This window comes from Iodidimonas sp. SYSU 1G8 (genome assembly GCF_039655775.1).
Taxonomy (GTDB): domain Bacteria; phylum Pseudomonadota; class Alphaproteobacteria; order SMXS01; family SMXS01; genus RI-34.
The window spans coordinates 16878-38527 of sequence record NZ_JBBYXJ010000001.1 but is presented as its reverse complement, the minus strand read 5'-3'; the positions used below and the strand labels follow the sequence as shown (position 1 = coordinate 38527).

The following is a 21650-nucleotide window of genomic DNA, read 5'->3' as shown; positions in this document are numbered from 1 at the left end:
GAAGCGTCGGATCAACGTAAAGTTAATCAAAGATGATTTTATTATGCCCTGAGATGCACCGAGGCAGTCGGCAACGGAGGCGACCCACTAGTTACGAGACGCGCCCGGTGCGCCGTGTTCGAAGATTTCGCGGACGCGGTCGATCAGGTAGGTCTTCAGGACTTCCCCACGCACCGGGCTGCCCTGATGGGTCAGCTGCTGCAGGGCCAGGCCTTCAAGCAATGTGTGGGCCAGACCACAGGCCAGTTCGAGATCGGACTGTCGCCCCTGCCACTCGGGAAACGCCTCAAGTGCCGTGGCGACCCATTCGTCCCAGAAGGACTGATGCGCCTGTCGCATGAGGGCGGCAAGGTCGTGATCCGTCCGCGACGCCACGGAAATCTCGAAGAATGCCACACTCACCGGATCGAACAGAAAACGCCACAGGCCTTCCACACGCTGGCTGAAACCATCCCCGCCCTCGCTTCTGGGGGCCTCCGCGGCCGTCCGCCTGAGCGCCACGAGGCGCAGCTGCTGGATGTGCCCCAAGGTGGCGCGCAACACGTCGGTCATGGTCTCGAAATGATACTGCATCGCCCCGCGGGACAGGCCCGCTGTCTTGGCGATCACCGTCATGGTCGTGTTGGTATAGCCAAGATCGGCAAGGCAGACGATCACCGCGTCCAGGATCAGGCGCCGCGTCTGATCGCTTTTTTCCGCCTGCCGCGTGCCCTCACGAGCGCGCCCCCGACCCGTATTCGATGTGAGCTGCATGTCGCCTCCGTCCCTTGTGACGTGCGCCAAGACCCCCTTGGACAAGCACGCATGACTTTAGGTATAACACAGTCATCCGGGCATTGCTGCCACAAAAATTCAGCACATATGACTTTTGACCGCGTTCTCGATTACAGCCTATCGGGCGGGCTGGAATTATCAATACTGGAGTTTGCTCCTATTTCCGCAGTCAGGAAACAGCGTCGAACGACCGATCGATGCGCTCGAAACGGCGGCGCACGAACTCCCGGCTCTCTTCATGCGTGATGATGTACAGTTCGCGGCGCTTGATGGCGCGCAACACGCGATCGGCCACCTCGGGCGCCTGAAGCGTGCGGCCCTGCAGCGATTCCTGCTCTTCCTGATTGCGTTTACGCACCATGGACGATCCACCAAGTTCTTCGGGACGGTTGCGCGCGCTGTCGCCAATATTGGTTTTCACCAGCATTGGACACAAAACCGACGCGCTGAGCTTTGTGCCACGAAGATCGCGATAGAGGCATTCCGACAGCGCGACGACGCCGTACTTGGTCACGCAATAGACGCCGAGTCCGCTATTGGGCACCAGACCCGCGAATGAGGCCGTGCTGACGATGTGGCCTTCCTCGTCCTGATCCAGCATGCGCTGCACGAAGGCTTCGACGCCGTGAATGACGCCCCAGAGGTTGACGCGAATCGACCACTCCCAATCTTCGTGCTTCATCTCCTGCACCGGTCCGTAGACGGCCACGCCCGCGTTGTTGAACAACACATGCACGGCACCAAAGGCATCCCAAGCGGCGTCGGCAAGTGCCTGCACCTGCGCGCGCTCGCCCACATCGGTCCTGAGGCCGATCACGGGAACGTCGCGGTCGCGGAATTCCGCGACCGCCCGGTCGAGGGATGCCTGCTCGATATCGGCCAGAACCAGTTTCATCCCCTCGTCCGCGAAGCGCCGTGCGGTCGCCAGACCAATACCGCTCGCGCCGCCGGTGATGACCGCCACACGCCCGTTCAACTGTTCCATTCTCAAGACTCCCCATTCGATCCAGCGCCCATAATGACACGGGCACGCGCTTTGCCAATGGGAGGAAAACCCCCTCAAGCCTGCCGGAGGGGAAATGCAACGCCTGTTGCGCAATCCCTTGCGGCGACGCACCGTGCACGTCGATACTCACGAGGCGAGTCTTGGGGAGGGAAACGCGCATGGACCGTATCGCCACGATTGCCGATCTGCGCGAGGCGGCGCGCCGGGCACTGCCGCGCCCGGTATTCGACTTCATCGACGGCGCCGCCTTCGATGAAGTGACGTTGCGCGCCAACCGCGACGACTTCCGCAGACTGCGCTTTCGCCAGCGCGTGTTGCAGGACGTGTCGTCCCGATCACTGGCCACGACCATGGTCGGCCAGCCTGTCTCCATGCCGGCGGCGATTTCTCCAACGGGCCTTTCCGGCGTCCTGTGGGGCGGGAATGGAGAGATTCATGCCGCGCGCGCCGCCAAGGCCGCAGGTATTCCGTTTACCCTTGGCATGATGTCGGTGTGCTCGCTGGAGGAAGTGACCGCGGCCGTCGGACCCGTATGGTTCCAGTTCAGCATCCTCAAGGACCGGGGACTGGTGCGATCCTTCGTTGAGCGAGCAACCGACGCGAAGAGCCCGGTGCTCGTCCTGACCACGACCTGGACGGTATCAGGGCTGCAGAGCCGGATGGTCCGCAACGGCATGTCGCTGCCGCCGAAGATGACGCCGCGCACGATTTACGATTTCGCGTCACGTCCTCGCTGGGTGCTGCGGACCCTGACGGGAAAGAAAGTCGCGTTCCATAATTTCGAGGGCCGGATGCAGGTGCCCGCGACCTTGCCGAACGTGGGCGCGCAGCTCGACGCGTCGGTCACGTGGAAGGATCTGGACTGGCTTCGGGGTATCTGGCCGGGGAAACTGGTCGTGAAGGGCGTCTGTGATCGCGAGGACGCCCGTCTCGCCATGGATAGCGGCGCGGACGCGGTGAGCGTCTCAAATCATGGCGGCAATCATCTGGACAGCGCCGCCTCCACCATCTCGGCCCTGCCCGGCGTCGTCGAGGCCGTCGACGGGCGGGGAGAAGTGTTCATCGATGGCGGCGTGCGGTCGGGGCAAGACGTTCTGAAGGCGCTCGCCTTGGGCGCGCGCGGCTGTCTGCTGGGCCGCGCCCATCTCTATGGCCTGGCCGCGGGCGGCGAAACGGGCGTCGCCAAGGCGTTGTCCATCATCCGCAACGAGCTGGATGTCTCGGTGGCCCTGACCGGTCTGACGGATGTCAGGGACGCCTCACGGCAGATTCTCTGGCCATCGGACTTTTAATCCCGCACCACCAGATGTTCGGCCGCCTCGAAGAGGAGAGCGCGCTCCAGTGATGGCGGTTTGCCGTGGTACCGGCAACTGGCGACCACGTGGCGCAGCATGAAAGCGGGATGGAAGCGCGCGATGCGCAGATTGTGGGCGGGATAGAAATTCTCGATCAGTTCGTCGAGCAGGTCCTGGGAGAACGCAAGGCCAGCGGCCGCGCACGCATTCCGGAAGATGACCGTATACTCATCGAGTGACGGGCCGCCGATGTAGAACTTGTAAGGAATGCGCCGGAGCATGGCGTCGTCGACCAGTTGCGACGGCGGCTTGTTGGTCGAAAAGATGATCAGGCTGCCAAATGGCACCGCGAACTTCTTGCCCGTTGGCAAGGTGAGAAAGTCGATGCCGCGTTCCAGCGGAAAGACCCACCGGTTCAGAATGTCCTCGACCCGCGCTTCCTGGCGTCCGAGGTCGTCGATCAGGAAGACGCCGCTGACGGCCTTGAGCTGCAAGGGCGCCTCGCTGTAGCGCAGACTGTCATTGTAGTTGATGTCGAGCATGCTCAGGGTCAGCTCGCCGCCCGCAATCGCGATGGGCCGGTGGCAGCGGAGCCAGCGGGGATCGTCCGCGGTCTTGAGCAGGGAAATCCGCGCTTCCTTGTGCGGTTCGGCGTCGTGGCTCGCGCCGACGAGCGTATGCACGGCCGGATCATAGATATTGATGACCTGCCCGCCGACCGTCAGCGCATAGGGGACGTAGATGTACTGCTCGAAACTGTCGGCGATGGCGACCGCGATGGACGTCTTTCCGTTGCCCGGCTCACCATAGAACAGGATCGAACGGCCCGAGTTGACAGCCGGTCCGAGACCATCGAGCAGATCGGGAGAGAGGGTGAGCCGGGCAAGCGACCGGCGCAACCTCTCGCTGTCGACCCTGTCATTGACGATCCGCTGCCGGCCCACCTGCGCGGAGAACTGTTCCAGGGTAACGGGCGCTGGTCCAGCGTACTGGGAAATTTCGAGGGCACGGGTCGCGGACTGGCGCCCCTGGTCGCTCAGTCCGTAGCGGATTTCCGCCACCAGCCGGGACTGGTCGGTCGCGCCGAGGGATTCGACCAGACGCCGCTCGTAGGCCAGATCCATCAACTTGTCGACGATACCGAGTGGCAGCTTGATCTCGTCGGCAATCGCCCGCTTCGTCTCCAGACCATACGAGAACATGATCTTCAGCATGAGATCGAGCAGGAAGAAGCGGTTGAGCCCGGTGTCCTCGATCCGCGACAGGGGCGGCAATGCATAGTTGAAGAACCCGTCGAGTTGGGCGGCGCTGATCGCGCCGATCTCGAGCAGACATTCTCCCAGCGGCAAGCCATGGACTTTCTGGTGATCGAGCGCGCGCCGGACGTCCTCTGCCTCGATCAGCCCTGCTTTCAGCAGTTCCTCTCCCAGTGCCACCTGCCCCACCTTTCAGTTCGCGCGGTTTCAGTCGCGAGAATGCCACAGGAGCCGGATATTTGCAGAAGTGCGTGACGATTCCTCGGCGACGCGATCTCCCTCTCGATCCGAGACCCTGCGGTTTACTGAAGTTTTTGACTCATTCGATAGTATGGTCCGGCTCGATCATCTCTGAAGGGACCCAACAATGCGGCGCACGCGCAGGAAAGTATTCAGTGGCCCTAACCACTTCGCCAATCACGCCGTTGTAGTCTGGGAGATCGAATTATCGAGCGACGAAGTTTTATCCCTAAACGGCGACGTTGCCGCCGCTCTGCAAGTGGCTTACCCGACTTGGCTTCCACCCTCGCCGAACCCTGCCGCTTCCACGCCCGTTCAGGTCATTCAACTGGCGGCACAATGGACCAGGGGCTTTCTCAACGCCAACGGCGCGCTGATCCAGAACGCGGGTGCGCGGACCGCGGAAGGCAATCGTTTTGTCATCTGGACGGGATATGTCGATGCCGGTGTCGCCGAACAGACTCTGCTGATGGGCCTCTCGATCATTCAGGACATCGCTGCCGGCCGCCCGGCAAGGAACGACCACGCAATCGAAGCCCTGCGGCAATTATCGGTACGGTGTCAAAGGTCGCATCCGGACATGATGGCCCGCATTCTGATCCTCGCGGCGAATGCCCAGAACATTCCTGTCGCGAGAGCCATCAAGGAAGAGCGTTTCTGGCAGTTCGGCTGGGGCCATGCCTCTCGTGTCTTTTTCCAGTCGCAGTCAGATCTGGACAGCGCCCAGGCCAGTGACGTCGCGCGGTACAAAGTGATATCGGCCGCGTTCATCAAACGGATGGGCTTCCCGGCCAGCGTCCACCTCCCAGCCGCGACGGCGGATGAGGCCGTCGCTCACGCGGCGACTCTGGGCGGGGAGGTGGTGATAAAGCCTGCCGATCGCGGTACGGGAAAAGGAGTGACGGTCGGTGTACAGGCGCCGGAAGATATTCGGCGCGCATTCGACGAAGCCCGCGTCTTCACGTCTCAACCCGTACTCGTCGAACGAATGGTCGAGGGCGACGATCACCGGCTTCTGGTGGTGGGCGGCACGCTGGTAGCGGCCGCGAGGCGCAGGCCCGCCTCCGTCCTGGGAGACGGCAAGAATACCATTCAAAACCTGATTGCCGAGCTGAATGCCACACGCAGAAAGAATCCGGCAAGTGCTCGCTACCTGAGACAGGTCAGGATCGATGACACGCTCGTGCGTCAGCTTGTTCGGCAGGAGGTTGATCTCCAGACTGTGCTGCCAAAAGGGCAACGCATATGGCTGAGGAGCAACGCGAACATCAGCACAGGCGGCGAACCTGATGATGTCTTCAAGGCAGTCCACCCCGATGTGAAGGCCATGGCCGAATGCATCGCGCGCAACGTGGCGGCTCACGCCATCGGTATCGACTACATGACTTCGGATGTGGCGCGCTCGTGGCGCGAGCTGCCGGGAGCGATCATTGAAATAAACCTGAATCCCGGCCTGGATGTCCATTGCGCCTCAGGCTTCGACGAAGTCGCGCTGGGAACGCTGATTCTCGGCCCAGGGCTGGGCCGGATACCAATCGCCGTCGTCGTGACCGACGCGGCGAAGGGTGTGACACTGGCCGAGACATGTCGCGAGGCCTTCCGAAGCCAAAACCTCGACGGACTTGCCGTTGTCGACGGACAGACCATGACGCTCGATGGCGTCGTGGTCGAGAATGGCGATTTGTCCGCTCCAGAGCGCATGGCTCGAGCCCTTTCCAATCGCATGTGTAAAGGCGTTCTGGTGTTTTTGACGGCCGACGACATCCTTCAGCACGGCGCCCCAGCCGATCGTATGTCGTTGGTGATCGTTCAGGAAACGGGGCCTTGGAACGATACGGTGATCCAGCTGATGCGCCGACTGTCCGGCGAATTGATCGAGTGTCGGGCGCATGAACCCGCGCCCGCCGATCTTGTCCGACGGATCACCGCCACGTTGCGCACAGACGCCCAACGGATACGTAACGGCTGACCCACGGCTTGTACTTTTTCTGTAATTTTAAATAAAATTTTACCCAACCCGCAATCACCAAGAATTCGTCCGTTTGATACAAGTTTTAAATAAAAAAAATTATTTGCCATTACTATAACCTGAGCGTAGCGCTGGGGATGACGAGAACGGCCAAAGGCGCAGGCTCACCATGTTGGATGGGGCAAATTTAGGCGGCATCAATGCCGCAGGGGCGGTTATATGGGGAGCCGCAGCCTGCGTTTCACTCTACGTACTGATTACGATCCGCGGCCTTCGCATTCTGCTGGGCACGGCGTCAGTGGTTCTCATTGCGATCGCCGCCAGCATGCAGGCGGGCATCATCGACGCAGCCAGCGTCAGTTTTGGAAACCTTGCGACCAGCCAACTCCTGCTGACGCTCAGCAGCGTTCCCATGCTCCTGGCCATCCTATTGTGCGCCCAGTACCGTCAACAGCGCAGTATACAGGAAACCGCGCTGTCGAGTTCCCTCAGTGGTGTCGCGATCGCCGGCCTCGACGGCAAAGTGCAGTATGCCAACGGCTCCTTCATCAAGCTGGTCGGCGCCCGCACCACCAAGGACGTCGTCGGTCACCACGCGCACGATTTCTTCAGCGATCCCGGCAAGGCTGAAGAAATCTTCGCGGCGATCCGCGAGCAAGGCAGTTGGCGGGGCGAGGTAATCGCGCGCCGCGCCGATGGCCAGGTCAGGGAAGTAGACCTGTCCGCCTCGCTGACCCATGACTCGTCCGGCGCCGCCACGGCCATCATCGGCTCGTTCGCCGACATGAGCCACAGCCGTGAAAAGGAACGGCAACTCAAGTTCAGCAATTCCCTGCTCACCAACATTGTCGAGAACGCGCCGATTCTGCTATGGACCGCGGATGCTTCGGGGGAGATCAGCCTTGTCTGCGGACGCGGGTTTGACCGGATCAAGCAACTGGTCGAGGAAGGCGCGAACATCGTGCGTCCCGCGCCGGGAACATCGATGTACGATCTGTTCCGCGACGTCCCCGAAATCCGGCGCTACCTCGCACGGGTCCTCGTCGGAAAGGCCGCGCGCTTCGAATGGCAATGCAGCCCCTCGGTATCCTTTGAGGCCCATATCAGCCCCCGCCATGGGCCCGACGGCAAGATCACCGGCATTGTCGGCGTGGCGCTGGACGTCTCCGCGCGCGTCGCCGCTGAACATGCCCTGGAGCGCAATCTGAAACGGCAGGTCGAGATCGAACAACGGCTGGACCGCGCGCAGCGCCTTGAGGCCGTAGGCCGCCTTACCGGCGGCGTTGCCCACGACTTCAATAACCTGCTGACGACCATCCTGGGCAATGTCGACCTGATCGCCGATCAGGTTTCGGCCAACACTGAACTGAAGGCTTTTGCCGAATCGGCGGCGCGGGCAGCGGAACGAGGCGCGGAGCTGACCCAGCGCCTGCTGGCCTTCTCGCGGCAGCAGGCGCTTCATCCACGGACGACTGATGTCAACCGTTTGCTCGGTGACCTGACTGGCATGTTGGAGCGGACCTTCCCGGAGACCATCGCCATCCGGACAGAATTCGACGCGGAGTCGGTGCGTGCGACCGTCGATCCAGGACAACTTGAGAATGCGATCCTGAACCTGGCGCTCAATGCTCGCGACGCCATGCGGGAGGGCGGGACGCTTACCATCACCACCCAGGCGCATCCCCGCCGCGGACAAGGCAGGCAACGGCGCGGCGAAGACATCGTCGCGATTGTCATCCGGGATACCGGCACTGGCATGAGCCAGGAGATTCTAGAGAAAGCATTCGAGCCCTTCTTCACCACCAAAAAGGGCGAGAGCCCAGGGGCGACGGGCTCCGGCCTCGGCCTCAGCATGGTGTACGGGTTCGTCACCCAATCCAAAGGCAACGTTGATATTGAGAGTGAACCCGGCAAGGGCACAACGGTGACGCTGTATCTGCCCCGCGCCGAGATTCAGCAGGGAAATTCGGAGGAAATCATGAGTGATTTGAGAGAAATCCAGGAAGGCAGCGATAAGATCATGGTCGTCGAGGACGATCCGGATGTCCGGCAGTTCATCGTCAATGCGCTGAAGCGCCTCGGATACGCGGTGGTTTCCGCCGAAAACGGCCCTCAGGCCATGCAGGTCGCCAATGAGGCCGAGAAGATCGACCTGTTGATCTCGGACGTCGTCCTGCCCGGTGGCATGACAGGCCCGGATGTGGCCGACCGCTTTCTGGAAATCTTCCCCAAGGGCAAGGTACTGTTCACCTCGGGCTATATCGGCGACGACCTCGTCATGCGCTCGCGGCTCGAGACGGATGTCGAACTGTTGTCAAAGCCCTATACACTTCAGGCTCTTGCCGCCAAGGTGCGTACCGTCCTCGACCCGACACTCCACTGATCAGCCAGGATTGAGCTGGCCAAGCATCCGGGTGAAGTCCTCCGCCTGCTCACGAAGAATATCCCGAGCCTCGCTCTTCAGCGCCTCGATATTTGCCCAATGGGCGGCATCCAGGTCATCCAGCGCCTTGTCCAACTGGGTGTCGAAACGGAAATAGCGCTTTTTGCCTTCCCGCTCGGGCAGCAGAAGCTGAAGGTGGTAGTCAGCCGCGTCGGCCGCTCCGTCCATCATCACGCTGATGATCGGCTTGGCCCATTTCGCGTAGCCCCAGTCCCTGGCCTTCTGATAGGGAATCGCGCGCGTGTTGACCCCCGTTCCCAGCGACACGATCATGATATCGTCCGGCCGGGCGCCCAGATCGATCGCTTCAACATAGGCGCACAACGCCGGATTGTTCACGAACACGCCGCCATCCACCAGCGCGCGCCGGACGGCGTCTCCGGTCGTCGAGGTATCCAGTAACATGGGCTCGAAATAGGTGGGCGCGGCGGATGTTGCGCGGGCCGCCGCCCACATGAAATGGTCCCGCTCTTCGGGACGCTGGCCCGCCCGGATCGACTTGAAGAAATAGGGCTCCCGCCTCTCCAGGTCATAGGCGGTGACCACCAGCGGCTTGATGGCATCCTTCAGACGCGCGGTCCCGGTCAGCTTCTTGAGGATCTTCTCGATGTTCTTGGCGTCATAGAGCTCGTCGATGATCCCGTGCGCATCGGTCAAACCATCCCAGAATGATCGTTCGAAGATCAGCTTTCCTTGTTGCTCATACAGATCGAGAAGATCCGCCGCCGTGTATTTCGGCTTGCCCCGGTTGTTGGCCAACGTCAGGCCGATGGCGATGATTCCGCCGGTCGATGTACCGACGACAAGATCGAATTGCTCCGCGATCCGTTTACCTGTCGCTGTCTCGATCTCCCGCAAAAGATAAGCAGGAATGACGCCGCGAATCCCGCCGCCATCGATCGACAGAATCTTGAACATGGATGGTCTCCCCCCGACGCCCCCGACTAAAGCGTACAGAGACTGGGGAAGATGGCGAATGACAATCGCGCGAGGTTCAGGTGCTGGCTCCGACGAGTTCCCGGCCGATAAGCATGCGACGAATCTCGCTGGTCCCGGCGCCGATCTCATAGAGCTTGGCGTCACGGAGCAGGCGGCCCGTAGGGTAATCGTTGATATAGCCGTTACCGCCAAGAGCCTGGATCGCCTCGAGCGCCATCCACGTCGCCTTCTCGGCCGCATAGAGAATGCAGCCAGCCGCATCCCTTCGTGTGGCCTCACCCCGGTCGCAGGCTTGGGCCACCGCGTAGACATAGGCGCGGCACGCGGTCCAGGTCGTATACATGTCGGCAATCTTGCCCTGCATCAGTTGAAACGTGCCGATCGGACGCCCGAACTGCTCGCGCTCGCGGATATAGGGCAGCACCGTATCCATGCACGCCGCCATGATGCCAAGCGGACCGCCCGACAGAACGACCCGCTCATAGTCCAGGCCCGACATGAGCACTTCCACGCCCTGGCCTTCGCGGCCGAGAACATTCTCCACCGGCACCAGGCAATCGCGGAATATCAGTTCACAGGTGTTCGAGCCGCGCATGCCCAGCTTGTCCAGTTTGTCGCCGGTGGTGAAGCCGGGCATGCCGCGTTCGACCAGAAATGCCGTAATGCCGCGCGCGCCGGCGCCCGGGTCGGTCTTGGCATAGACCACGATCACGTCGGCGTCCGGCCCGTTCGTGATCCACATCTTCGTGCCGTTCAGCACGTAGCTCTGACCTCGCCGTACCGCCTGCAGCCGCATGGAAACCACATCGGAGCCGGCCGTGGCCTCGCTCATCGCCAACGCGCCCACGGTCGATCCCGCGATGAGCCCTGGCAGATACCGGGCGTGCTGATCGATGCTTCCATGACGAACGACCTGATTGACGCACAGGTTGGAATGCGCCCCGTAAGACAGGCCGACGCTCGCGGAGTGGCGGGAAATCTCTTCCATGGCCACGACATGGGCCAGATAACCGAGACCAGGTCCTCCCAGCGCCTCGGGGATCGTGATGCCGAGAACACCAAGCTCGCCAAGCTTGCGCCAGAGATCTGCGGGAAAAGCGTTGGACCTATCGATCTCCGTTGCCCGCGGCGCGATTTCCCGCTCGGCGAAACGCGAGACACTGTCCCGCAACATGTCGATGTCGGGACCATGTCCAAATCCGAAAGCTTGGCTCTGCCGCATGCATCGCTCTCCCCTTCCCGCCTAGTCGGCTAGGGTAGCGTGAAATAACCAGCAGTACAGCAGTGGTCTGCGTCGCCATTTCCTTCTTGGCGGGTTGGCGGTACAATTCAGCGATTGGGATAGATGCATTGAGACGGGGTAAGACCGCGCCCCCTGCTTTTGGTAAATCCCACCGCGAAGTTCGGAAAGGCGGTTGCCATGAGTGATCATTCAGAGCGCGCTTCGAGGTACCAGACGACACCTGCATCTCGACTACCCCTTCGCTTCGCCATCGGGGTGGCCTTAGCCTACCTGGTGATCACCGCCGCCTATATCGTTATCTCCAGTACCGTGCTGGGCCGAGAGCCTTTCAGCCGTGACGATCTGGTGCAGTTGGAGATCGTCAAGGGGCTCGCGTTCGTCGTCTTGAGCGCTGGTCTACTCTTTTCCGTGGTCTTCCTCTTTTCACGACGGCTGGAACAGCGCGGTCAGCTGCTGGCGGAAGTGTTCCGTGTTGCTGGGGTTCCCGTGATCATCACGGAAGCGCAGGCACCTCATCGGACGTTGTTGTGCAATGAATCTGCCCGACGACTGTTCGGACTTTCGCTGGACTGGCGGACGCGGCCCGAAATCAGAACCAGGCTTGAAGGCCTGTTCCCGGATGAACTGTCCTGGCGGCCCGTGTTGGACGGCGCCGCCACCTCGGCGGAATGGCTGGGAAGCCTGGTCCAGGAGGGACATGAAATTCCCGTCGAACTGCGAATGCAGCGCATGCCACAGCCTGTGGATGGGCGGGAGGCGTTGCTGCTGACCGCTATAGACATATCCAATGTACGGCGGTTCGAGGCGGAGTTGGCGTTGCGCGAGAGGCGGTTTGGGCTGGCCATGGCGCAATATCCGTTCCCCGCCGGGATCGCTGACAAGGACGCACGGCTGACCTTTGTCAATGATGCCCTGGTCAGCGTGTTCGGCCTGCAAGCGGAGCAGATGCTGGGCCGAAGCTACGAGGATCTGGCTGGGCCAAATGCGGTAAAGGCGATGGCGATGGTCCGCGCCGCTCTCGACACCGGCGAAGTCCAGCGCGAGATCATCACGGATGATTTCGGGGATCCTCCCCTGATCTACGAAGTGCTGGTCACGCCGCTCAAGACCTCGGATGGCGGCGTCTTCGAGGTCCTTATCGTCACCCGCGACATGTCGGAGCATATCCGCCGCGAGGAGGCCGTCCGAAAACAGGAGCGCACGCTATGGTCGCTGATTGAGGCCTTGCCCATTCCGGTGTCCTTGAGCAGATCTGGGAGCGGTGAAATTCTCGTCGCCAACCAGGCGTTTCACGATCTTTATGAACTCAATGGAGATCTCTCGGCGCTGCTGGCGGAAGACGCCTACCGGAACGTGGCGGACCGGATGCGCATGAATGCCGAGTTCGAGGAGCAGGGCTTTGTGGAGGGACGCGAACTTCAGCTCAGAACCGTCACGGGAAAGCCGATTTCGATCATCGCCAACATCATTCCGTTCGAGTACGAGGATGAAATATGCCGTCTTTCTGCGGTCGTCGACGTTACGGCCCTGCGTGCCACTGAAGCGGCCTTGATCCACGCACAACGCCTTGAGGCAGTAGGCAGACTGACCGGAGGCCTCGCGCACGACTTCAATAATCTGCTGATGACCATCCAGATCTCCATGGAACTGCTGCAGGATGGCCTTCCGTCAGATCTGCCAGATCAGTCGCTGATCACCACCGCGCTCGCGGCCGTCCAACGCGGCGGCGATCTAACGCATCGCCTGCTCGCCTTCTCGCGCCAGCAGCTGCTCAAGCCTCAGCGGATAGACCTCAACCAGCGGGTCAGCGACCTCTATCCGATCCTTCGTAGTTCGGTGGGCGACACGGTGTCGATCGCCATGGATCTTTCCTCGGATCTCTGGGAGGTGGAGGTCGATCCGGCTCAGCTGGACAATACCCTGCTCAATCTGGTCATCAATGCGCGCGACGCCATGCCTCAGGGAGGAAGGGTGATGATCGCGACCGCTAATGCCGCAATGGACGGCAGTCAGGTCAGCTCAGTCGATGGGGAGCCACTGAAAGGCGACTTCGTGAGGATTTCAGTCGTCGATGAAGGCCATGGTATCTCCGATGAAATCAAGGCGAAACTGTTCGAGCCCTTCTTTACCACCAAGCTTCTTGGCAAGGGCACGGGTCTCGGCCTCAGCATGGTCTACGGCTTCGTGCAGCAGTCAGGTGGTGCCATCGATCTGGACAGCGGAACAGGACGGGGAGCCGCATTCCATCTGTTCTTCCCGCGCTCTACGGCATTCCATCCCCGAATGGCTCACAGCGCTCCAGCGCAGGCCAGTCGCGCACCGATCTCGACGAGCGAGAAAGTCATGGTTCTTGTGGACGATGACGATGCCCTGCGGCGCTCAATGCTTCGGGTGCTGCAGCAGGCAGGGCTGACCGTTCACGCCTGTCCGGACGCCCATGTCGCGCTGCAATTGCTGAAGAGCGGCAGTGTCCGGCCGGACATTGTCCTGACCGATATCGCGCTGCCTGGAAATTTCAACGGACTGCAATTTGCGACGACCGTCCGGACGCTATTACCTGAATGCCGGATTCTGTGCATGACCGGCCATGTAGATCCAGAGGAAATCGCCGATCTTGGCGATATCCGAGACTTCGAGATCATGCGCAAGCCCTTCCCGCTGGCCCAGTTAACGGACCGGATTCGTCTGCTTCTGGCCAATAGTCAAACGGGTTCCGACGCCACTGCCTAGAACCATCCCGCCGCGCGCGCCAGGATCACTGCGCCGAGCGCGACGAACACGGCAGCGGCGACCAATCTGATCGCCTGGAGCGGCAGACGCGTTGCTACCGCCTCTCCGAGAAGGACCACAGGCGTGTTCGCGAGCATCATGCCCAGGGTGGTGCCGGCCGTGACCCAGAGAACACTTTGGAACTGCGCGGCAAGCGCCATGGTTGCGATCTGGGTCTTGTCGCCGATCTCGACGAAAAAGAACGCTACCAGGGTCACGAGGAAAGCGCTGGCACCGCTCGCCCGGCTCTTCTCGGACTCTTCCAGCGTATCCGGCTTCAAGGCCCAAAGCCCCATCAGGACGAACGATGCCCCGAGCGCCCACTGGAAGATATCGCTTTGCAGCCAGCCGGCGGCCGCCATGCCGATAACGGCTGCTACTCCGTGATTTGCGAGGGTGGCAGCCAGAATGCCCAGAACAATTGGTAAGGGTTTCCGAAAGCGCGCCGCCAAGACAAGCGCGAGAAGTTGTGTCTTGTCGCCGATTTCGGCAATCGCCACCACACCGGTCGACACGAGGAAAGCGTCCATTAATCCATCCCTGGGTCGGGCATAAACCATGGCTCGGCGACCGCCCGACCCATAATCGGCGCGCCGAACCCATGGTCTCGCCAAGCCCGCAGGCTGAACGCGCCATGGCCGAAGCCAAGTTTGTTGACGCGCCCCTTCCTTCGATGGAAGCGGCTACTCCCCAGTGGATGGCGGGAACCCTATACGAAGGGCTAAATCTCCGCAATAGGCCATGCCGATTGCCTGGTTTCCCGTCTCGCGATAGCGTGCGCAAACAATTGCCCCACGCCGGTCAGGCCTCTCTTCCATGCCAACCTCATTCATCGACAAGCTGAAGCGGTCAGCGCCGGCGGGCAGGCTGCTGGCCGCAAAGGTCCGGCTGCATAGCCAGCGCGCCTTGCCGCTGATCCGACAAGTCAGAGCGAATAGCCATGCGCCGTCACAAGGCATATCATGCATCTGCGTCGTCCGCGACGAGGCGCTACGCCTACCTGATTTCCTCAGGCACTACCGCCAGCTTGGAATCAGCCGCTTCATTTTTCTCGATAACGGGTCGATCGACCATACCCGCGACCTGATACTTGATCAGCACGACAGCGATCTCTACGCCACCGATGCCAGCTTCAAGGATTCGCGGTTCGGCGTTCTTTGGGCGAACGCCCTGATCCAAAGGCTGTTGCCTGGACAATGGGTTCTCTATGCCGATGCGGACGAGCAACTGGTCTATGATGGCTGTGAAAATCATGGTCTCGACCGGCTCATTCGCCATCTGGAGCACGCCGGACGACGATCGCTTCCCTGCATGATGCTCGACATGTATGGCGACGGCGCTATTCGTGACCTGGTCCCGGCGCCATCGGACAGGCTGTTCGATCTGTGCCCGCTATATGATGGCGACGGTTACAGCGTCGCGGCACCCGAGACCGCGCGGTGGGTGCAGCCGCGTATCGTCCATCACGAAGGCGGGCCGCGCCAAAGGCTGTTCAGCACACCGGCAAAGGGGTTTCGGTCCGACATCGCCAAGACCCCGCTGGCACGCTGGGATGCGGACGTGGTGCAGATCTATTCCCATGCACTCTATCCGTTCACGCTGAATTTCGGCACTCCAACCGGATGCCTGGCGCATTTCAAGCTTCTCGGAGATTTTCACGAACGGGCCGTCAGGGCAAAGGTGTTGAATAACCACTATGCGGGGTCGGCGGAGTACCGCTTATATCTGGAACGTCTTGAGATCGAACCGAACCTGTCGGCGGCTTACGAGGCCTCGCGCCAATATTTGACATCAGGGTCGCTTGTAGAATCGGGCCTGATGTCGGGAATAGACTGGAACGCTTCAGATTAATCGCTGAACACGGAAGAGAAATCGGACACAGGCATCCGAAAAAGAGTAGGATGCGCGCATGTCAATTAACTTCCCCAATGCCAGCCGAAATTACGACGCAAAGCGTCAATGCATTCGTTTTCTGGGTCATGACGACATGCATGAAGTGTCGTTCGCAGTCAGCGAAGATGCTCTCGTCCGTATAAACCCGGGCAATCAGCGCGATGAGGAGGGATTTCTCGACACGTTCGATTTCCACCGTGAACGCATCCTGATGGTGGCGAGCCGGCTTTATTCTCGCGGCCGCAAAGGACTTTATACACTTCAAGCCTCCGATTTTTGATGCTTGAGGCCGGGCATGGTGATGTCCGGGACACTATCTTAGCAGGTTGCCGCTGCTTTCTTCCCACAAGCACAGGCGCTCAGGAGAGACGACATGGCCAAGGGCCAGAAGAAAAGTAATCGCGAGATCAAGAAGCCAAAGAAGGACAAGGCGGCGGCCGCACCCGCAGCGCTTCCCTTTGCCATCCTGCCCAAGGGTACGGGCACGATACCCAGCAAGAAAAAATAGGCTGATGCTGGTTAATCCGGCCCTGTCTGCGCCATGGACGGTCTGCGCGAGAACTCGCTTTCCCATGCCGCCAGCGCTGGCCGGCCCTTTCGCCATTCATCGCCCGGAAATCTGAAATCCAGATATCCGAGCGCGCACGCGATCGCGATCGTGCCGATATTCACACCGTTCAATCCGGCTGTCTCAAGTTCGAGCGCGTCGAGGACCTGTCGGATCGACCGTTGATACGCCGCTATCCGTGCCGGAGACTGTTGCTGTTCCGGTCTCATTGTCTCGCCGCGCCTGGGCACGGCGGCATCCATGACGCCATCGCCCAGCGCCTGCAGTCTCAGCACACGCCAGCGTTCCGGGCCCGTCGGGGGAAACAGGCCGCCCTCATAGGTGGCATCCAGATACTCGCAGATCACCGGACTGTCGAACAGCACCTCCCCATCTTCGAGTTCGAGAGCCGGAATGCGGTGAACCGGGTTGATCCGGCCAAAATCGAATTGCGCCGTCTGGGCGTCGACAAGCACCAGCTCGAGTGGCACGCCCAGTTCCACCGCGACGGCGCGGACCTTGCGGACATAAGGCGATGCAGGTGAACCATGAACTTTCACGGACGGCTCCTTTTGACTGAATCCGCCGCAGAGTGACCCCGATCCGCGTCACCGGCAAGCACCCTCTCAATGAAAGAAGCGACCCTTGTCGAGAAAGGCAGCCGGCGTCTCTCCGGCCTGTTCGGTCAGGCTCGCCAACCAGGCATTGATCTCGAAAACCTTCTCGACGATCACATGCGTAACGCCTTCCGCCTTTTCCACCTTTCCCCGGCAAGCCATCAAACGCGCCGTCAGAGTGGGACGCCGATATGCTTCGTAGACTCCCGGGAACACCACCAGATTGGCGACACCCGTTTCATCCTCCAGCGTGATGAACATGACGTTCTTGGCCGTACCCGGCCGCTGACGGGCCAGCACGACCCCGGCAATCGTGATCCGCTGGCCGTGCCTCGCCGCGACCAGGTTTCCCGTGGGCTGCACACCCTCCGCCTCAAGCTTTTCCCTAAGCAGGGCCACAGGATGGCGCTTCAGGGAAAGTTGCGTCGTCTGGTAATCGGCGATGACATGCTCGCCAAGCCCCATGGCCGGCAGATAGTCTTCCCGCTCCACCTTGGCCCCATAATCCAGCCCTTCGAATAACGGCAGCGGCTTGGCATCGGTCAGGCTCTTTACCGCCCAGGCAGCCTGCCGCCGGTCCAATCCGAGAGACTGGAATGCATCCGCCTCGGCCAGACGCACCAGCGTGGCGGGCAGCAGACCGGCCCGCTGCCACAAATCTAGCGGGGAGCGATATCCGCCATCCCGGCAGGCTTGAAGCTTTTTAACTTCTTCTTCACGTAAGCCCTTGATCTGCCTCAACCCCAGACGCAAGGCATGCCGTCCCTCAGCACCCGCTTCCAGGGTGCAGTCCCAATTGGAATGGTTGATGTCGGCAGGTCGTACCTCTCCGCCATGATCGATGAGATCGCGCACCAGTTGCGCCGGTGCGTAGAAGCCCATGGGATAGGAATTCAGTAGGCCGGCCGTGAACGCCTCCGGATAATGGTGCTTCAGCCAGGCCGACACATAGGCGAGCAGCGCGAAGCTCGCGGCGTGACTTTCGGGGAAACCATAATCCCCGAACCCCTCGATCTGCTTGAAACAGCGTTCGGCGAAATCCCGCTCATAGCCGTTCGCCACCATGCCTTCGACCATTTCACCCCGGAACTGTTCGATGGTCCCCATGTTCCGGAAACTCGCCATGGCGCGACGGAGCTTGTCCGCTCGCGACGGGCTGAACCCTGCCGCGACGATCGCGATCTTCATAGCCTGTTCCTGGAACAGCGGCACGCCGAGCGTGCGCTTGAGCACCGCCTCGAGTTCAGGTTTGGGATACTCGACCGTTTCCTGATTATTCCGGCGCCGGAGATAGGGATGCACCATGTCTCCCTGGATCGGCCCCGGCCTGACGATCGCCACCTCGATCACCAGATCATAGAATTCCCTCGGCTTCAGCCGCGGCAGCATGGCCATCTGCGCCCGGCTCTCGATCTGAAAAACCCCGATCGTATCGGCCTTCTGGATCATCTCGTAAACGCCGGGATCGTCCTGTGGAATAGAAGCAATATCAAAGACTTGATGATCATGTTTCTCGATGAACGCGAACGTTCGCCGAATGGCGGTCAGCATGCCCAGCGCCAGCACATCGACCTTGATCAGGCCTAGTTCGTCCAGATCGTCCTTGTTCCACTCGATGACGGTGCGGTCCTTCATGGCCGCGTTCTCGATGGGCACAACCTCGCACAGCGGCCCCCGCGACATCACGAAGCCGCCCGTGTGCTGTGACAGGTGCCGTGGAAAGCCTCGCAATTCGCCTGCTAGCTCCAGCGCCAGCATGAGGGTCCGGTCTTCCGGGTCCAGCCCTTCCTCGCGCGCCCGGTCCGGATCCAGCGGTCCCGACCACCAGGTGATGGTGCGCGTCAGGCGCTCGACCAGATCCGTGCTCAGCCCCATGGCCTTGCCCACGTCGCGCATGGCGCCCTTGCTGCGATAGGAAATGACCGTGGCGACGATCCCGGCCCGCTCGCGCCCGTACTTCGCGAAGATGTACTGCATCACTTCTTCGCGGCGCTCATGTTCGAAATCCACATCGATATCCGGAGGCTCGTCCCGCTCGGCCGACACGAAGCGTTCGAACAGTAGGTCGATCTGCATCGGATCGACCGAGGTGATCCCGAGGCAATAGCAGACCACCGAATTGGCGGCGGAACCGCGGCCCTGGCACAGGATCTTGTTGTCCTTGGCGAAGCGCACGATGTCGTGGACGGTCAGGAAATAGGGCGCGTATTCCTTCAGGGAGATGAGCGCCAGTTCCTTATGGACACCGCTTTCGACCTTGGCGGGAACCCCGCAGGGATAGCGTTCCCGGGCACCCATCCACGTCAGAAACTCCAATTCTTCCTGTGGGCTACGGCCGTTCTCTGTGATTTCGTCTGGATACTCATACTTCAACTCATCCAGCGAAAACCGGCATTGCTCGAGCACCTCCACGGTGCGGCGGATGGCGTCCGGGTAGGCCCGGAACAGCCGCGCCATCTCCTCCGGCGGTTTCAGGTGACGCTCCGCATTGGCTCCCAGCCGCCATCCCGCGCTGGTGATGGTGCAGTGCTCGCGGATACAGGTTAGCACATCCTGCAACCGGCGGCGGAACGGCGCGTGATAATGCACGTCGCCGGTCGCCACCATCGGCACTCCAAGGGAGGCCGACAGGTCGGCCAGCCGCTTCAGGCGCTTGGCATCGTCACCGCGATAGTAATGGGTCGCAGCCAGATAAAGCGGCGCGTTCAGAACGTCCCGCCACCGCATCAGCTCGTCGCGGTAATCAGGTCCGGGATAAACCGGCGGCAAGGCGATGAACAAATTATCCGCCGCGGCCTCGACAACATCTTCCTGCGTCAGGCGGCATTCCCCCTTGGGTGCCGCGCGGCGCCCCTTGGTGATCAGGCGCGAAAGTCGCCCATATCCCGGCCGGCTCGTCGGCAGGCAAAGGACACTCGAGGCATCCGTCAAATCCAGCCGCGCCCCCACCGCCAACCTGATACCATGTTCCTTGGCCGCCACATGCGCCCGCACCACCCCCGCCAGAGTGTTCCTGTCGGCGATGGCAGCCCCGGCAAGCCCCAGGGAAGCCGCCTGCCCCATCAGCTCATGAGGATGAGAAGCTCCCCTCAAAAAGCTGAAATTACTGGTGATTTGAAGTTCGGCATACGCCGTCACGCAAACACACCGTGGAGAAACCACTTCGGTTGGCTGCCGGGCTCGTACAGTCCCTGTCGGTACAGCCAATAGCGGCGACCGGCCTCGTCCTCCACCTGGTAGTAATCCCGCGGTGCTTCATCCTTCAGCCACCATTCGCCCTCCAGCCGCTCGGGCCCATCGGCCGCACGCACCCGGTAGGAGCGGCCACGGCGCCGGAACAGCATGGGCGGATCATCGGGTACGGGCGCCACTGCCTCGACCTCTTCCGGCCATGCCAGCAGCCGCAAGGGCCGCTCGCGCCCCGACGGCCATTCCTCCCCCGCCAGTTCGGCGAAGGGCAGGCCGTCATCGATCGCCCGCTCCGGCAGCCAGCTCTGGCGGGGCTGCGGCCGTGTGATACGCCCAAAGCCGAACCGGTTCCCCAGCCGGTCGACCAGATCCGCCAGTCCGGCCTTGGCGCCGCCTTTCACATGCCAGTTTCCCTGGATGGCTTTCAGCGGCTCTACCTGCGTCGCTGACAGCACCATGACATCGATACCGAAGCCGGGATCGACCCCGTCCAGCCGTTCGGCGAACAGCCTGAACAGCGGCTGCGGCCAGCGGGATGGTCGGCTGGTACCGATCCGGATCCTCGACACCGTGCCATCCACCCGGTGACACGACAGCGTCAGCGCTCGTGCACCTTCTCCGGAACGGTTCAATGTCTGGCACAGCTCGTCCAGCAGCCCATGCAGGACGCCCTCGATGGCTTCCCGGGTCGACACCGGCTCCGCCAGGGCCGCGCGGCGCTCACGCGGCGCCACCGGCGCGAAGGGCGAGATCGGCTCATCCACGACCCCCAGCGCCTGATCGAGCCGCAGCACAGGCGCCGGGCCAAACCGTTCGGTCAAGGTCCGCCGGGCCAGGGGATAGAGACCGCCGATCTTGCGCAATCCAAAGGAAGCCAATCCATCCAGATCATCAGAGGCAAGCCGTAACCCACTGATTGAAATATCTTTCAGCGCGTCCATTGCATCGGTCAGCGCGCCGAATGGCGGCAGGATCGTAATCTTCTCGCCGCTCTGATGTGCCACCGCCCAGGCGGCGCCCGGCGTGTCGGCCAAACCAACGGCGCAGGTCAGACCAAAGCCTTCCAGCCGCGTCGTCAGATCTTCGGCCAGAGCCTCTTCGCCCCCGAACAGATGTGAGCATCCCGAAAGATCGAGAAACAGGCTGTCCTGCTCCGCCAATGCCGCCCAGGGCGTATACCGGGTCGCCCAGCCGGCCAGCCGCACCAAGGCCGCCCTGTCCGCGGCCCGGTTGACGAAGCGGGTCTGCAAGGTCGGCTCGATCGCGCGGGCATCGGCCAGCACCATGCCCGGCCGGAGACCGGCACGAAGCGCTCTCTGGTTGGCGGCCGCGACCACGAGGCGGCCGCGCTGTTCTTCGATGGCGCCCAGCGCCCGCTTGGCCAACTCCGGTTCCTTGCGGACGAGCCGCTCGGTCATGAACCAAGGGAACCAGACGCATAGGAATCTCTTTTTATGATGACCAGCCATT

16 protein-coding genes and 1 riboswitch are annotated in these 21650 nt (G+C 61.5%); of the genes, 7 read left to right on the top strand and 9 right to left on the bottom strand.

The genetic code is table 11. The features are described 5' to 3' along the window. Positions 1 to 87: 87 nt before the first annotated feature. Together WJU17_RS00205 and WJU17_RS00200 are read right to left on the bottom strand one after the other, a co-directional pair. A complete protein-coding gene (locus WJU17_RS00205) occupies positions 88 to 753 on the bottom strand; it encodes a TetR/AcrR family transcriptional regulator (protein ID WP_346325333.1) in 666 nt (221 codons plus the stop codon). 190 nt (positions 754 to 943) lie between these two features. Then, positions 944 to 1759, bottom strand: a complete 816-nt coding sequence (locus WJU17_RS00200) for an SDR family NAD(P)-dependent oxidoreductase (protein WP_346325332.1) — start codon at positions 1757 to 1759, stop codon at positions 944 to 946. A 179-nt stretch (positions 1760 to 1938) separates the two neighbouring features. On the opposite strand from WJU17_RS00200, the gene WJU17_RS00195 reads away from it, so the two are divergent. Beyond that, positions 1939 to 3072 (top strand): alpha-hydroxy acid oxidase, encoded by a 1134-nt coding sequence (locus WJU17_RS00195; RefSeq protein ID WP_346325331.1) that lies wholly within the window; start codon positions 1939 to 1941, stop codon positions 3070 to 3072. Here the strand turns inward: WJU17_RS00195 and WJU17_RS00190 are convergent. After that, positions 3069 to 4511, bottom strand: a complete 1443-nt coding sequence (locus WJU17_RS00190; RefSeq protein WP_346325330.1) for an ATPase — start codon at positions 4509 to 4511, stop codon at positions 3069 to 3071. The two genes, WJU17_RS00195 and WJU17_RS00190, sit on opposite strands and share 4 nt — an antisense overlap. Before the next feature lie 187 nt (positions 4512 to 4698). On the opposite strand from WJU17_RS00190, the gene WJU17_RS00185 reads away from it, so the two are divergent. Beyond that, on the top strand, positions 4699 to 6540 hold the full coding sequence (locus tag WJU17_RS00185) for a hypothetical protein (protein ID WP_346325329.1): 1842 nt from the start codon (positions 4699 to 4701) through the stop codon (positions 6538 to 6540). Positions 6541 to 6709: 169 nt separating this feature from the next. After that, on the top strand, positions 6710 to 8923 hold the full coding sequence (locus tag WJU17_RS00180; RefSeq protein WP_346325328.1) for an ATP-binding protein: 2214 nt from the start codon (positions 6710 to 6712) through the stop codon (positions 8921 to 8923). Here WJU17_RS00180 and WJU17_RS00175 read toward each other — a convergent pair whose 3' ends face one another. Next, positions 8924 to 9901 carry a patatin-like phospholipase family protein gene (locus WJU17_RS00175; protein ID WP_346325327.1) on the bottom strand — a complete coding sequence of 326 codons (978 nt, stop codon included), beginning with the start codon at positions 9899 to 9901 and terminating at the stop codon, positions 8924 to 8926. It abuts the gene before it with no gap. A 76-nt stretch (positions 9902 to 9977) separates the two neighbouring features. After that, on the bottom strand, positions 9978 to 11144 hold the full coding sequence (locus tag WJU17_RS00170; RefSeq protein ID WP_346325326.1) for an isovaleryl-CoA dehydrogenase: 1167 nt from the start codon (positions 11142 to 11144) through the stop codon (positions 9978 to 9980). Between the two features lie 198 nt (positions 11145 to 11342). Here WJU17_RS00170 and WJU17_RS00165 point away from each other — a divergent pair, with 198 nt between their 5' ends. Next, entirely contained in the window at positions 11343 to 13895 is a 2553-nt protein-coding gene (locus WJU17_RS00165; protein WP_346325325.1) for a PAS domain-containing protein, read from the top strand. Here the strand turns inward: WJU17_RS00165 and WJU17_RS00160 are convergent. Beyond that, the gene (locus WJU17_RS00160) at positions 13892 to 14464 is read right to left on the bottom strand and encodes a TMEM165/GDT1 family protein (protein ID WP_346325324.1); all 573 of its coding nucleotides are present in this window, start codon (positions 14462 to 14464) and stop codon (positions 13892 to 13894) included. The two genes, WJU17_RS00165 and WJU17_RS00160, sit on opposite strands and share 4 nt — an antisense overlap. A 10-nt stretch (positions 14465 to 14474) precedes the next feature. Beyond that, positions 14475 to 14638: riboswitch (yybP-ykoY riboswitch) on the bottom strand. A gap of 112 nt (positions 14639 to 14750) precedes the next feature. Here WJU17_RS00160 and WJU17_RS00155 point away from each other — a divergent pair. From WJU17_RS00155 to WJU17_RS00145, 3 genes are all read left to right on the top strand, one after another. Next, complete coding sequence (locus WJU17_RS00155) at positions 14751 to 15785, top strand: glycosyltransferase family 2 protein (RefSeq protein ID WP_346325323.1); 1035 nt, start codon at positions 14751 to 14753, stop codon at positions 15783 to 15785. 58 nt (positions 15786 to 15843) lie between these two features. Then, positions 15844 to 16107, top strand: a complete 264-nt coding sequence (locus WJU17_RS00150) for a DUF1488 domain-containing protein (RefSeq protein WP_346325322.1) — start codon at positions 15844 to 15846, stop codon at positions 16105 to 16107. A gap of 93 nt (positions 16108 to 16200) precedes the next feature. After that, complete coding sequence (locus tag WJU17_RS00145) at positions 16201 to 16335, top strand: hypothetical protein (RefSeq protein WP_346325321.1); 135 nt, start codon at positions 16201 to 16203, stop codon at positions 16333 to 16335. Between the two features lie 11 nt (positions 16336 to 16346). On the opposite strand, the gene WJU17_RS00140 is transcribed toward WJU17_RS00145, so the two are convergent. The 3 genes from WJU17_RS00140 to WJU17_RS00130 form a co-directional block, all read right to left on the bottom strand. After that, positions 16347 to 16934: a glutathione S-transferase N-terminal domain-containing protein gene (locus WJU17_RS00140; RefSeq protein ID WP_346325320.1), complete on the bottom strand. Its 588-nt coding sequence runs from the start codon at positions 16932 to 16934 to the stop codon at positions 16347 to 16349. Positions 16935 to 17000: 66 nt separating this feature from the next. Beyond that, entirely contained in the window at positions 17001 to 20129 is a 3129-nt protein-coding gene (locus tag WJU17_RS00135) for an error-prone DNA polymerase (protein ID WP_346325319.1), read from the bottom strand. Further along, entirely contained in the window at positions 20126 to 21649 is a 1524-nt protein-coding gene (locus WJU17_RS00130) for a DNA polymerase Y family protein (RefSeq protein ID WP_346325318.1), read from the bottom strand. The genes WJU17_RS00135 and WJU17_RS00130 overlap by 4 nt, the downstream gene beginning before the upstream one ends. Position 21650 lies beyond the last annotated feature (1 nt).

Excerpts from the sequence above, each read along its gene's own strand:
- WJU17_RS00185 (WP_346325329.1), top strand. The coding sequence starts at position 4,699 with ATGCGGCGCACGCGCAGGAAAGTATTCAGTGGCCCTAACCACTTCGCC.
- WJU17_RS00145 (WP_346325321.1), top strand. The coding sequence starts at position 16,201 with ATGGCCAAGGGCCAGAAGAAAAGTAATCGCGAGATCAAGAAGCCAAAG.
- WJU17_RS00170 (WP_346325326.1), bottom strand. The coding sequence starts at position 11,144 with ATGCGGCAGAGCCAAGCTTTCGGATTTGGACATGGTCCCGACATCGAC.
- WJU17_RS00205 (WP_346325333.1), bottom strand. The coding sequence starts at position 753 with ATGCAGCTCACATCGAATACGGGTCGGGGGCGCGCTCGTGAGGGCACG.
- WJU17_RS00150 (WP_346325322.1), top strand. The coding sequence starts at position 15,844 with ATGTCAATTAACTTCCCCAATGCCAGCCGAAATTACGACGCAAAGCGT.
- WJU17_RS00200 (WP_346325332.1), bottom strand. The coding sequence starts at position 1,759 with ATGGAACAGTTGAACGGGCGTGTGGCGGTCATCACCGGCGGCGCGAGC.
- WJU17_RS00160 (WP_346325324.1), bottom strand. The coding sequence starts at position 14,464 with ATGGACGCTTTCCTCGTGTCGACCGGTGTGGTGGCGATTGCCGAAATC.
- WJU17_RS00165 (WP_346325325.1), top strand. The coding sequence starts at position 11,343 with ATGAGTGATCATTCAGAGCGCGCTTCGAGGTACCAGACGACACCTGCA.
- WJU17_RS00180 (WP_346325328.1), top strand. The coding sequence starts at position 6,710 with ATGTTGGATGGGGCAAATTTAGGCGGCATCAATGCCGCAGGGGCGGTT.
- WJU17_RS00195 (WP_346325331.1), top strand. The coding sequence starts at position 1,939 with ATGGACCGTATCGCCACGATTGCCGATCTGCGCGAGGCGGCGCGCCGG.
- WJU17_RS00155 (WP_346325323.1), top strand. The coding sequence starts at position 14,751 with ATGCCAACCTCATTCATCGACAAGCTGAAGCGGTCAGCGCCGGCGGGC.
- WJU17_RS00130 (WP_346325318.1), bottom strand. The coding sequence starts at position 21,649 with ATGGCTGGTCATCATAAAAAGAGATTCCTATGCGTCTGGTTCCCTTGG.
- WJU17_RS00175 (WP_346325327.1), bottom strand. The coding sequence starts at position 9,901 with ATGTTCAAGATTCTGTCGATCGATGGCGGCGGGATTCGCGGCGTCATT.